The 13,183-nt window shown below is 23.6% G+C and carries 17 protein-coding genes; 3 read left to right on the forward strand and 14 right to left on the reverse strand.

Annotated features, from left to right (window positions below):
- Positions 1-279: 279 nt before the first annotated feature.
- Together D9T19_RS08325 and D9T19_RS08330 are read right to left on the reverse strand one after the other, a co-directional pair.
- Positions 280-585 carry a hypothetical protein gene (locus D9T19_RS08325; protein ID WP_121627777.1) on the reverse strand — a complete coding sequence of 102 codons (306 nt, stop codon included), beginning with the start codon at positions 583-585 and terminating at the stop codon, positions 280-282.
- A gap of 56 nt (positions 586-641) precedes the next feature.
- Positions 642-1,100, reverse strand: coding sequence for an NUDIX domain-containing protein (locus D9T19_RS08330; RefSeq protein WP_121627778.1), 459 nt, complete (start codon positions 1,098-1,100; stop codon positions 642-644).
- Between the two features lie 192 nt (positions 1,101-1,292).
- Between D9T19_RS08330 and D9T19_RS08335 the strand changes: the two genes are divergently transcribed.
- Positions 1,293-1,487, forward strand: a complete 195-nt coding sequence (locus D9T19_RS08335) for a zinc ribbon domain-containing protein (protein ID WP_121627779.1) — start codon at positions 1,293-1,295, stop codon at positions 1,485-1,487.
- Between the two features lie 11 nt (positions 1,488-1,498).
- Here D9T19_RS08335 and D9T19_RS08340 read toward each other — a convergent pair whose 3' ends face one another.
- Entirely contained in the window at positions 1,499-3,340 is a 1,842-nt protein-coding gene (locus D9T19_RS08340; protein ID WP_121627780.1) for a GGDEF domain-containing protein, read from the reverse strand.
- Positions 3,341-3,529: 189 nt separating this feature from the next.
- On the opposite strand from D9T19_RS08340, the gene D9T19_RS08345 reads away from it, so the two are divergent.
- Complete coding sequence (locus D9T19_RS08345) at positions 3,530-5,044, forward strand: diguanylate cyclase (RefSeq protein ID WP_121627781.1); 1,515 nt, start codon at positions 3,530-3,532, stop codon at positions 5,042-5,044.
- 111 nt (positions 5,045-5,155) lie between these two features.
- Positions 5,156-5,434 (forward strand): hypothetical protein, encoded by a 279-nt coding sequence (locus D9T19_RS08350; RefSeq protein WP_121627782.1) that lies wholly within the window; start codon positions 5,156-5,158, stop codon positions 5,432-5,434.
- Positions 5,435-5,709: 275 nt separating this feature from the next.
- On the opposite strand, the gene D9T19_RS08355 is transcribed toward D9T19_RS08350, so the two are convergent.
- The 11 genes from D9T19_RS08355 to D9T19_RS08405 all read right to left on the reverse strand — a co-directional run bounded on the left by D9T19_RS08355 (position 5,710) and on the right by D9T19_RS08405 (position 13,064).
- Positions 5,710-6,081: a HepT-like ribonuclease domain-containing protein gene (locus D9T19_RS08355; protein ID WP_121627783.1), complete on the reverse strand. Its 372-nt coding sequence runs from the start codon at positions 6,079-6,081 to the stop codon at positions 5,710-5,712.
- Positions 6,074-6,373: a nucleotidyltransferase family protein gene (locus D9T19_RS08360; RefSeq protein WP_162984567.1), complete on the reverse strand. Its 300-nt coding sequence runs from the start codon at positions 6,371-6,373 to the stop codon at positions 6,074-6,076. The genes D9T19_RS08355 and D9T19_RS08360 overlap by 8 nt, the downstream gene beginning before the upstream one ends.
- Before the next feature lie 51 nt (positions 6,374-6,424).
- Positions 6,425-6,595, reverse strand: a complete 171-nt coding sequence (locus D9T19_RS08365; protein ID WP_121627785.1) for a helix-turn-helix transcriptional regulator — start codon at positions 6,593-6,595, stop codon at positions 6,425-6,427.
- Between the two features lie 56 nt (positions 6,596-6,651).
- On the reverse strand, positions 6,652-6,843 hold the full coding sequence (locus D9T19_RS08370) for a hypothetical protein (protein ID WP_121627786.1): 192 nt from the start codon (positions 6,841-6,843) through the stop codon (positions 6,652-6,654).
- Between the two features lies 1 nt (position 6,844).
- Entirely contained in the window at positions 6,845-8,197 is a 1,353-nt protein-coding gene (locus D9T19_RS08375; protein WP_121627787.1) for a hypothetical protein, read from the reverse strand.
- Between the two features lie 113 nt (positions 8,198-8,310).
- Positions 8,311-8,571: a hypothetical protein gene (locus D9T19_RS08380; protein ID WP_121627788.1), complete on the reverse strand. Its 261-nt coding sequence runs from the start codon at positions 8,569-8,571 to the stop codon at positions 8,311-8,313.
- A gap of 163 nt (positions 8,572-8,734) precedes the next feature.
- Positions 8,735-9,724: a hypothetical protein gene (locus D9T19_RS08385; RefSeq protein WP_121627789.1), complete on the reverse strand. Its 990-nt coding sequence runs from the start codon at positions 9,722-9,724 to the stop codon at positions 8,735-8,737.
- A gap of 94 nt (positions 9,725-9,818) precedes the next feature.
- Entirely contained in the window at positions 9,819-10,304 is a 486-nt protein-coding gene (locus D9T19_RS08390; protein WP_121627790.1) for a hypothetical protein, read from the reverse strand.
- Between the two features lie 2 nt (positions 10,305-10,306).
- Positions 10,307-11,176 (reverse strand): hypothetical protein, encoded by an 870-nt coding sequence (locus tag D9T19_RS08395; RefSeq protein ID WP_121627791.1) that lies wholly within the window; start codon positions 11,174-11,176, stop codon positions 10,307-10,309.
- Between the two features lie 78 nt (positions 11,177-11,254).
- A complete protein-coding gene (locus D9T19_RS08400; protein ID WP_121627792.1) occupies positions 11,255-11,836 on the reverse strand; it encodes a hypothetical protein in 582 nt (193 codons plus the stop codon).
- Entirely contained in the window at positions 11,826-13,064 is a 1,239-nt protein-coding gene (locus tag D9T19_RS08405) for a tyrosine-type recombinase/integrase (RefSeq protein WP_121627793.1), read from the reverse strand. Before D9T19_RS08405 ends, D9T19_RS08400 begins: the two co-directional genes overlap by 11 nt.
- Positions 13,065-13,183: the final 119 nt, after the last annotated feature.

Consider the following 13,183-nt stretch of genomic DNA (forward strand, 5'->3'; position numbering starts at 1 on the left):
TCTAAAGCATATGCTGTTAAAGATCCTGATACTGTTCCTGTTTTAAATGCTTCATCTATTGTATCTGCAGCAAATGCAAAACTCGAAGATAATATTACCGCGCTTGTAATAAAACTTAATTTTTTATTCATTTATTTTTTCCTTTTTTTATGTTGAATTTTAGGAGAAAAATTCAATATGTGTGGAATAATAATGAAGTAAAGTTAAAAGTTAGCTTATAATGATTATGATTATCAATATATTAAATATAATGGATAGAAAAAGAATAGATTTGTAGGTCTATTCTTTTTTATTATTTTGAGGTGAGTATTTGAAAAAAACATATAAAACAGCTAGCATAACTACAACTGTCATAATTGACATAAAACTCAGCTCCACTTCTGGACCTGTTCCTCTTTGGTAATTCTTAGGCATAAATAAAAACATCGTAGATAGAAGCATAAACGATGATGTTATAACTGCAATTAAATGTGCAAAGACTTTATGTAATTTTTTAATATAAAAATCTTTTACCATTTTCCAAGTTAAAAAACCTGCTGTAAATACTATAACTAATACTACAATTTTTTGATATTGTGGATCCAATATTTTATCCTTTTAAATAAGTTTATTATTTTATGTATTGTGTACTTAAAAAGTACTTATTTTTCTAAATTAAGATTTTTAATAAAATCTTTTAAAATGTCACTATGATCAAAAACTAATTTTTCATATGGAATATCTTCTAATTTATAAATGTATACTTCTTTTGCATCATCGGCAGCTTTTGGTATTCCATAAGCCTTACATATAAAAACACATGAAACACAATGAAATCTTACATCTCTATTAGGGTTTGAGTATACACCTAAAAGTTGTTCGATTTTTACATCAAGTGTAACTTCCTCTTTCATTTCTCTTACAACTGCTTGTTCTACACTTTCTCCAATATCAACAAAGCCACCAGGAATTGCTATCCCTTTTGGTTCATTTAATCTTTGTATTAAAACTATACCTTGAAATTCTTCTTTATCATTATAAAGTTTTATTATTCCATCTGCTGCTAAATAGGGTGTTTTTAATTCAAAATTTGCGATTTTATATCCTTTTTTTAATAACATATTATTATATCTATGTATTTATTAATTATTGACAATTATTTACAATATAATAAATTATATAAAAAGATAAATAATTGTAATATACTATAAAATATTATATATAGATAAAAAGTAGGTCGTTTTTTTTAGTAATTGCCTTAACTTTTTAAGTTAGAAAAAACAATAGATACAAATGAATAAAAAAGGATTTTTATGGAAGAAATGAATATACAATGTCCATATTGCTTACAAGCAATTACTATCTTACTTGATACAGGTGTTTATGAATACACAACATTAATTGATGATTGTGAAGTATGCTGTAGACCTATTGAAATATCATACAATGTTGAAGATGGTGTAGTTTCAAGTATTTCTTATACTAGTATGGATGGTAATGAATACTAATTTTTAAGTTGCTAAAATAAGTCAACACTTGAAACTTGTTCTGTTTTGAATCTTACTACTTGATTTCTTCCTTGATTTTTTGCCTCATATAAGGCTATATCTGCATTTTTAATAACAGATTCAAATGTAGATGAATCTTCAGGATACATTGATAAACCTATACTTACTGTTTTTCTTAATTTAGTTCCTGCGTATATGTCAATCTCATTATCTTGTACTCTTATTCTTATTTTTTCAGCTACATTAAATGCATCTTCTTCTGTTTTAACATTTACAAGTAAAATAACAAATTCTTCACCACCATATCTTATAACAATATCAGATTCTCTTACTGTTTCATTTAATATTCTAGATAACTCTTTTAATACTTTATCTCCAATATCATGGCCATATTCATCATTTACAGCTTTGAAATGATCCATATCAAGTAATAAAACACCAATATTAAAATTCTCTCTTTTTGCTTGTAAAATTAATTTTTTACTATGTTCTTCTAAGAATTTTCTATTATAAAGTCCAGTTAAACTATCTTGAAATGCTGATTCTTGTAAAGCATTCATAAGAAGTTTAACTTCAATTGAAGGAGTAGATTCATTTATATAACTTTTGATATAAGAAATCTTTTCTTTTAATTCTTCTAATTCTTCTTTTGAATCTAATACAAAATTTATAACCAATTGTATATTTTCTATAATTTCATTACTCAAACAATAATGGAATTTCTCTTTTTCTTCAAAAAAAGCACAACTTGAATGAAAATCAATTGATAATACATCATTTTTTGTTCGAACTGCTCTACATTGTTGAGGATTTTCTTCTAAATGTTTTCTACAATAAAAAGTATCTCCTTGTTGTTTTACAATTTCCATTTTTCTTTTTTGAGTATTAATTTCTATAAATGTGAAATTACTAATGTGAAATTGATTTTGTAATATTTCAGATATTCTATTATATATTTCTTCTTTAGTATTATCTTGTTCAATTTCTTTTTTAAATTGATACAGTGCAGATAAGTTCGTAATTATCTTTTTTGAATCTTCTAAAGAATTACTCTCATTATTAGATTCTTTTCCAATAAAACCTTTTAATTTTTTATCAATATCAGTTGAAGTTTCTTTTAAAGAAACAATTAAGCAATTAAATTTATCCATTAAAGTCATTACATCAGTTGATAGATTCTGAGGATATGAAATTTTTTCAAATTTACCATTAATTGCTAAAGTCAAGCTTGTAGTTAAATTTTCAAATATTTCTAAATATTGATTTAAATTTTTTCTAAAAATAAAATAAATAAATAATAATCCAAGAAAAATAATGAGTGGTATTAAATATAACTCTTCAAACTTAGATTGTTTAATATTAGTTATATCAAATTCTAAAGATATTGCACCTAGAGTATCTCCAGTTAAAACATTATGACACCTAGTACAATCTACTCCATTTTCCCATACGGCTTTGTAGGGAATAGTTATACGAACAAATGATTTGTCTAAGGTATCATTAAAACTATAAATAGTTTTTCCTGTCTTTAATACTTCCTTATCAATATCATCTCTTGGTTTTTTCTTTTCATTTAGTCCAAATTGTTTATTTATTGATTGATTACGTACCATCCATAATTCATTAATATTTTTCATACTAGCAACAGAATTAATAAATGTATCAGATCTATGCATATTTTTATCTATCATATATGCAGTTAAACCATTTTTTATAACCTGAGCAGTAGCTTCTGCACTATTAACTGCAATTTTTATATTATTATTTTTTAAACTGTAAAAACTTAAGACACTAATAGAAACAATTAAAAGTATAGAAATAATTGTAAATTGATAAATAATTTTTTTATTCATTTAAATAACTTTCTTTAAATAATTTGTTGAATTCTTAGATTATAGTCAAAGCTAGATAAATAATGGGTGATTTTAAAAAAAGAATCTTGAATAAAAAAAAGATTTTTTCGAAGATAATGAGTATTAAAATTAATGTAAGAAAAGAAAAAGAGAATAATTGCTAGAATAATAGAAAGCTATTGGATTATTTTGAAAAAATTTATTTTCTATTCTTTTACGACATTTATAATATTGTCAACTATAAGTTTTATACAAATTTATCATAACTTAGATAAATATGAAGTCTCAAGTTACAATAAAAAACAAAAGCAATTAAATCTTATTATAAATGATACGCACAGATTATCAAATGCTTTATTTGATAATGTTATTAATACAAAAAAAGTTATTGATGTATTTAAAAAAGCAAATAAATCCTCAGATGAAGAAAAAATAAAAATTAGAGAAGAATTACATACCTTATTAGTCGATAATTATAATAATTTTAAAAATTATGGTATTCAACAATTGCATTTTCATCTTCCTAATAATGATAGTTTTCTTAGACTACATAAGCCATCAAAATTTGGAGATAGTTTAACAGATGTACGAGCAAGTGTAAAGTTTGTTAGTGAAAATAAAATTCCTATAATAGGTTTTGAAGAGGGTAGAATTTTTAATGGTTATAGATTTGTTTATCCTCTTTTTGATGAAAATGAAGATTATATTGGTAGTGTTGAAATTTCATCATCATTATTGAATTTTAAAATATTGTTTGAAAAAAATAATAATACACATATTGATTATATTTTAAGAAAAGATATTGTTGAAAAAAAAGTTTTTAAAGATCAATTAATAAATTATAAAAAATACTTTTTATTTGATAATTTTTTAATACAAAAAATTATTGCTGATTATAATGTAAATTGTATACATGAAGTTGAAAGAAATATCATATTTAAGAAACTCTCAAAAAATAAAGAGTTTTTGAATAAAATGAATAATCTAGAAAATTTTTATGATATTTATTTTTATGATTTTAAAGTATATTCAATAAAATTAACTCCTTTAATTAATGATTTTACATCTAAAAAAGTTGGATATATTATAATGTTTTCAGAATCTGATTATTTTAAATATATTTTGGATTCATATATAATTATTATATTAATTATTGGAATGTTATCAATTTTAATTGCTTATATTGCTTATAAAAAAGATAAAGAAAAAAAGTTAACTGTCGGACTAGCAATGCATGATCAATTAACTAATATTTATAATAGACACTATTTTAATATAAAAATTAAACAAGAATTTAAAAAAATGCAAAAGCAAAATATTCAATTGTCTCTTATAATGTTTGATATTGACCATTTTAAATTAATAAATGATACTTATGGACATAATATTGGAGATGAGTCATTAATTTATTTAGCCAATCTTATACAAAATAATATTAGAGTAAATGATATTTTTTGTAGATGGGGAGGAGAAGAATTTGTAATCCTTTCTAAAAAACCATTTGATAAAACAATTATTATGGCTGAATATCTTAGAAATACAATTGATAATAAAACAAAAGACAATGAGAAAATACCTCACTTTACTTGTAGTTTTGGAGTTAGCTCATTAAATAATGTAACTAGTATAAATGAAGGACTTGAAATAGTTGATAAACTACTTTATAAATCTAAAAAAAATGGTAGAAATAAAGTAAGCTTTTAAATTATAAATTTGCATCTTTATATATGTTTTTATATGTGTTTTTGCTAAAATAGTTATAATATTATATTTAAAAATTTTATTTGTAATTTAAAGTAGAGGAAGATAAAAAATATGAGTTTTGAAGAACAAGGTTTTTTTGATAAAGTTTATCATAAAGACGGTAGATTATATAAAAAAGTAAATAAAGAAAGTATACAAGAAATGATTGATAGGGTTAATGATAAATCATTTTCAAATAAAGATTTGTTAATTGTAGATATTACTGATGAAAAAATTAGAAACTATAAAAAAATGTTAGAAATATTAGAATCCAATAATATTGAAGAATTATCAGTTAAATTGGATAGATTAAAATATAAAGTATATTTGAGATTAAAAATTAAAGATTAAAATAATGAAATATTTTTAAAGAATTTAAAGAAATTGGCATAATTTAATATGGATTAATTTATATGGGTATTACACTTTAACTGTGAATTGATATTTGGTAAAATATAAAGGAAGCAAGTAGTTATAATCTTTGTTAGATTAAATTGAATCATATATTGGTGGAGATGTCCGGGATTAAAGTTTACCTATATGTAGGATTTGTTCAGAGTATTTTAAAAATATATCCCTAAAAAATACCCTAAAATAAAGAATGATATATTAAATTTTCTAGATTTTTATTTTATATCTAGAATAATTTTATTAACAATATCTATCAGTTTTTGAATTTCATTTTTTGAAACTTTATAAATAATTTCTGCATCCATATCAAAATAATGATGAGATAATATATCTCTAATTCCTTTTACTTCTTTCCATGGAATCTGTGGATAGTTCTGCAAAAGAGTGTTATTGGAAAGTTTATCAATATTTTTAAAACCTTCTCCAATAGCTACTAATCTCATAGAAATACTATCAAGTTTTTCTAAACCAGATTCATTAGTTAAAAAGTCATCTGATGAGTTTATATCTTTAACTCTATTTTGGATTAATTTTAGTGAATATTGAATATCTTCTAGTGTAGAAAGAATTAATGCTTTGTTATGCATTAATTAAATCTTTTTTTATAGTTTGAAGTAGAAAAGGTTTGATATTTTTATGTTCTCTTATGATATCAACTTTTTTATCTAAATCATGCTCAATTTGATTTTTAATAGCTACCATATCAAATAAAGATGGCTTCATTTTTACAAAAATATCTATATCACTATCTTCTGTTGCTTCATCTCTTGCATAGCTTCCAAATAGTCCTATTTGTTCTACACTATATTTATCTTTAAATTCGGAATAATGCTCTTTTAAATAGTTTAATATATTTGTTTTATTAACATTTTGTGACATATTCATTATCCTTTATTCTAATTTTTATAAATAATTATAGCATAAAATTTTTTATAGTTTTTCTTTCATCCAATAATCAATTCTTGCTTCTTCCCAAACTGTAATTCTGGGACTTAATTTAATTGGTTTAGGAAATTTATTTTCACTAACCCAAAGCCATATAGTACTTTTAGCAATACCCGTTTTTTTCATAACTTCTTTTATTCTTAAAAAATTGTTCATAATTCTTTTTCCCTTTCTTTTAATATTTAAAAGAGGGAACTAAATCCCTCTTTCTCTTATAATCCATAAATAAATAAAATGCTATTTTCTTCAATAGCAAATACATATTCTTCATAACTTTTTATATAATGCTTATGTCCATAAATGCACTCTGCATATAGTTTATTTTTTCTTATTGCTTTATCAATTTTTAACTTATGAGAGATAGCAAACTTCTCTAGTTTTTCTATTAATTCTTCATCATTCATTTTAGTACCTTTCATTTGCTTCATGAGGACTAATATCTAAAACTAATCCTCTTTTCATAGCTTCTTTCAAAGCAACCTCATAGATATGTTTATTCTTAGTTGATAAGTTTTGTTTTTCTCTTACTTTGTCTAAGTAAGTTAATAGATCATAATTTTGTAAATTAGCAACTGTTTCAATTGATAAGGGTTTAATTAAATTACCATCTTCTAGTAATCTAAACTTCTCAATATTTCCTTCTTTATCTATTATCTCAACTTCTGTATATCTTTTTTTCATACTTGTATTTGTTTGAGTTTTATTAAGTGATTCTTTTCCCTCTTGGTAGAGTTCTTCTAAATAATCAGTATTAATGTTCAATCTATTAACTAAAGCACGTCTTATCAAAGCTATGTACTCTAATTTAAACTTATAATCATCATATACAGATACAGCTCTTTTAACTTTTGTTAATGGCAATTGTATTTGTAAAAAATCTTTTAATTCATATTCTTGTTTTATCTCTTCCCATATAGCTAAAGTTTCACCTCTATGTTTATTATTATGCTCAACTGCATTTTCAGAAAGAGTTGTAATATCTATTAGCCGTATATCGTCCATAGATGACTTAAATAGATTAACTGCATTAGTAAGTAAATCTTCAATAGTTAAAATACTAAAGGTCTTTAAATAGCTTCTATGCATCTCAAACTCAACATTAAAAATGTCTGCTTCTAAATCAAAGTCATTATTTGCAAAGTACTCATACATTAAGTCTTTTTTCCTTGATTTTTTTAACTCTTCTTTCTTATTGTAAAGTCTTAATTTAAAAGGCTCTTTACCTACATATATTGTTTGTAACTGTGTTGAACTTCCAATCTCACTAATAGTTGAATATTGTTTCTTTCTTGATACAAACATTTCTTTTGTAACAAAGCTAAAATCATATTGAATAAAACAATTTAAATCTGCTCTTGTAATTGGATAATATCCTGTAACTACATCTTTTAATAAGATGTTATTAATAAAATCAATTAAACTTTTTATACCAATAGTATAAATACCAATTCCTAATAGTTGGACTCTAATATCATTTAAACCTCTGTTTTTATACTTATCTTTAAAACCTATTTTAAAGTAATCATTAATATCTTTAAACCAATGGTAACCTTCTGCGCGACCAAGAAAATTTAAAGGAATATCATTTAAGTTTATATGAATATCATTATTTTCAAACTCAATATCTTTCTTCTCAAAATTACCTTTTACTTCTTCTACCTGGTCTAACATTTCTATATAATAATCATCATAATTTTCATTTGATTCACAAAAGTAATAAAGTGAATCTATACCAAATATCTTTTTAGTACTTGTCATTTATTTTCCTTTTGACGTATAGTAAGGGGTATTACTAATAACCCCTTTTAAACTATTTGTTGTCACAAAGAAAAAAACATTGCATCCGTCCCTCCGCAATGTTTCTTTTCTTTTTAGACACCGTAATATTTAACATCTCCAATTACAGCAACATCTACTTCTACAATTTTTCCAATTCTATCTTTTGTGAAAAGGTTTACTTTTTCATTTGGAATACTTACATCTAGTAAAGTAATCTTTGTAGAACCATTTTTCATAACTTGTTTACTTAGTAATTGTAATTTTGTTTTACCTATTGTAATAACACCTGTATTTTTATCTGTAAAATCATTTGATTTATAGATTCCCATTAACTCTGCTTTTAAAACTAACATTTTTTATCCTTAAAGGATTTATCTATTTGTTTAAATAGAAAGTTTAGTAAACGTCTTTACTGTTATATAAATTTATATGACATTGTTTGTCAATTGATAGGGGAAGTTTAATTGGTTTTGATTTTTTTTGAAAGTGAATTTCACTAGTTGGTCAATAGTGAATTTATAATTCTTTAAATATTGGATGTTCTTTATAGTTTCTTTTCGTTCTAAATTCTAGTATTTCTAAGTCATTAAAAGTATCTTTTAATTGGATTTCTTTTTTTAAATGGCTTGCATTTAAATTAGATTCAAACTCATAATCAAAGAATGAATTCATTAGAATATTAATATATTTAACTAAGTTCTTATCTTGAATAGTATCATTTATATTTAATGACTTATTTATTAAATTTATATCTTTATAGATAGAAAAACTATGTATTTGACAACTTTTAAATATATGAGTATCTTGTAGTTTTGTAGCTGAATTAAGATAAGTTTCTTGCTTTAATATAGTATCTACTAACTCTTTTTCTTCTCCTATAAAAGTAGGTTTTGGAATGGAATTAATACTTTGATACATTGCTCTTATTTCTAATGGATTTTTTAAGAAGTCTTCATATAGATTTATCATTAGTTTAGATTCTTTTGAATCATTAAATTGTTGATAATCTTTAAATGTTTTTATTCTTGGAATAATTGCATCTTTTACAATTGGATGACTAGTTTTGGCAATACCTTTTTTTTTAATATCTTCTTCATATTCTAAATTATTTAAAACTTCTAAAGTGTATAAATGTTCGAATATCTTTACTAATAATATATTTAATCTATAAAATATTTTATATTTATCATATATTATAGATTTATCATATTTAATTAGTTCTTTAAATACTTTTATTTGTTCATCTTGAAATTTATAATCAAATTGATTTAGTGTGCTAGATAATATTTCTTTTTCTTCCTTTTTGTCTTGTACTTGTGTAAGTGTTTTTGAGGCTTTTATTTGAGAGAATACAATTGTTTTTAATTTTGAAAAATCTATTTCTCCTTCAAGTTCTTTTATTTGATTATCAAAAAAAATTTCTACTACTTTTTCTATATCTTTTGTTTTAATATATAATCTAGCTATATCTTCAATTATTTTTTTTATATTGATTTTATCATTCATAATAAATTATATAGAAAACTTAATTAGTAAAAAGAACTTTGTGAAGTTTTTAAATTAATTTTTTCCATAGTTTTAATAATTATAGAGATATCTTCTATTTTAATCTACTGGATAGTAATAATAAATCATAAATTGACAATGTAATAACCAACATAGTAATAAAAACTGATATAAAACCAGTAATATTTAATATAAAATTCATTGAACAAATATTTGAACTTGATAGTAGCATATAAAATAAACTAATTGTAATTGATGTGAAGATTAAAATTACACTCATTTCTACATTTGTAATCAAAAATTTCTTATAATCAATATTACTGTTTGGCAAATTCTTAATACCTTGAGTTAGTAGTACTGTTAAAGATAAGACAAGAAACGCGGTAATTACAGAGTTTGTGGATACTAGTATTGTTGCTATATCTTTATGATTTATTTTATCCGCAAAATTATAAAAAATTACATTTACAGAAATTGCGAAAATAAGTGGAAAGAGAATTTTCCAAAAATAATGAAAAAAATTGTGAACATTCAACTCTTTTCTAAATTGAATATAGTCTTTAAATATTTTATTTATCATAATTAATTCCTTAAAAAGTCAAATAACTCCGTTACATAATTTGCACTCTGAATCTCAATTTCACGTCTTGCAGGTTGTTCCCAGCTATTTGTATTAGCATTATTTTCTAGTGTTGCAATTCTACCATTTGAATCTTCACATTTAATTACATATCTTGCAATACCTCTACCTCTTATTCTATTTTGAGCAAATTCTAATACATTTGCAAATGCACTATCTATTTTAATACTATACAAGGTTCTACCACTATTAATAATTTCTCCACCTTCTGTATTTGAATCCATGTATAAAACTATTTGCTTACTTCTTGTTGATGTATCAAAAACTTCTTCATAATCTGTTGTATTAAAATCCATACCAAATTCAAAGTCATCACTATTAAATACATTATCTAAGACATCTATGTTTAAAAAAGCCTCTTGAACAATATTTCTTAGAAGTTTATAAATAATTGCGTTTGGCAATGCATGATACTGATATTCAAATCCAAACTTTATCATATTATCATATAATACACAAAAGACATTTAATGTATAAGCTGGTCCTTCTTCATTATTTAGTTGGTTAAGTTCATTCCAGTTAGTCACATTTACAATTGCCTGATTATCACTTGTTTTAGCATATATTATTTTAAACTTAAATAATTTTCTATTTTCTCTTTCATCAATTAAAATAGGTTTCGTATATGTTGCAATTATATATTGATATGAGGCATAGTCCAAATCATATTCAAGTGGTGCTTGATTATAAATATCTAAATCCTCATTTGATATTGTTTTTTGTGTATATAGCTCATTATCAATATTATCAGAACTAAATACACCTTCCATTTCATTATCTCTTGTTCTTAAAAGATATCTTTCAAAGTACATAAATCTCCTAATAAATTATTTTAAAAATATTATATATTATATTTATAAAATTTAGAATTAAGTTCTCATTTTTTTCTTTTAGCTTTTAACAGAGTCTACTTTTTCTAAAAAATCATTATCAATATATAATGGTTCATAATAAAAATCACTTTCTAAAGATTCTTTCCATATTAAAGAAGGATTATTTATATCTATGGAGCTATTCAATAATCCTTTGTTTTTTAAAGTAGACATAATTGTTAAGTCTAGGATACTCATATCATATAATGTAATCCATACATGAACATCTAGTTCTTTATTTAATGATTTTCCTTCATTTATTATTCTTTTTAGTTTTTGTTTTGATAGATTATATATATTTTCTTTTTTATAGTAAACGTTCCCTACTGTTATATATGCGTACTCTTCCATATCATAATAGGAAAGTAGTTCTCTAAAATTATCGGAATGTAGATGACATTTATTGACTAGATTTATTAATCCAACACTTTGATAATAAATAATAACTAGTTCCTTAATCATTTTTTTAAAGTCTAAGTTTTTATTATTGTAGTTTAATAATAATTCATTTTTAACTTCATCAAAATTTGAAAACTGTTTTTTCATTTGTTTATTAGCTTTTATTGAGTTAATAAAATTGTTTATATAGTTAATTTCCATTTTTTACCCTTTTAGTAATTGTTAAGTATTTTTCATACCATTCAATTAATCCTCTCATAGATTTTTTATAAGAGGCACGATTATAGGCCTCTTTAACTTTATTAGATTCTTTATGAGAAAGTAAAGCTTCAATAACTTCTCCACTATATCCATGTTCTTCCATATTCTCATAAGCAATCGTTGAAAACATAGCTCTAAAACTGTGAGGTACGAACTCTTCTTTTGTATATCCCATTCTTCTTAATGCTCCAATAAGAGTATTATCACTCATTGGTTTGTCTTTTGCTCTAAAGCTTGGAAATACATATTGACCATTTCCCGTAAATTGTTTTACTTCTTCTAGTATTTCAATTACTTGATTTGGTAGTGGAAGTATAAATTCTGTTTTAGTTTTCATTTTTGAAGCTGGTATTATCCATTCTTTTTTATCAAAGTCTATTTCAATCCATTCACAGTATCTAATATTATAACTTCGTACAAATACATAAGGAAGCATTTTTAAAGCCATCTTAGTTGTGTAATCTCCTGAATAATCATCAATAGCTAATAGTAAGCCTTTTATATCTTTTTCTTTTGTGAAAGTAGGGTAGTGTTTCTTTTCTCTTTTTCCTAAGATATTCTTTTGTTCTATATCTGCTACTATATTATGAGGTACATATTCTAAAGTAACTGCATACTTATATATTTTATTTATTATCATTAGAACTCTACTTGCAGTATCTTGTAAATCTCTTTCTTTTAGTATTTTAAGTATTTCAATTAAGTCTAATCTTGTTACATCTTCGATTGGTTTATCTTTCATATATTTATATACATAGTTTTCTAATGCACGACCTAGTTTTATATGATAGTTTTCTGATACTTCTGTTTGATAATTTTCGTGCCATTCTTGAGAAACTTTATAAAATGTATTTTCTTTTTTCTTTTCTACTTTTAGTATCTCTTCTTTTTTTTGTTTCTTTTGTTCATTTGGGTCTATATCATTTGCTATTAAAGATTTATACTCTTCTCTTTTTGCTCTTGCATCTTTTAGAGATAAACTTGGATATGTTCCTAGAGCTATAATTTTTTCTTTATTGTTAAACCTATATTTGAATCGCCATCTTTTACCACCAGTTTTTGCTACTAATAAAAAAAGTCCTCCACCATCAAAAAGTTTATAATCTTTTTCTTTTGGTTTAGTAGTCTTAATTTGTGTTGCAGTTAGTGGTAGGGTACTTCTTGCCATTTGATGATTCCTTTTAGGGGTACTTTTTTATTTGCTTAGGGGTATTTTATCATTGTATCCCTAAATATGCCCCTAAAGGTTTTAGATTTGATGGTATTTGCTTAGACTGTATTGGTTGA

The organism is Poseidonibacter antarcticus (assembly GCF_003667345.1).
Lineage (GTDB): Bacteria > Campylobacterota > Campylobacteria > Campylobacterales > Arcobacteraceae > Poseidonibacter > Poseidonibacter antarcticus.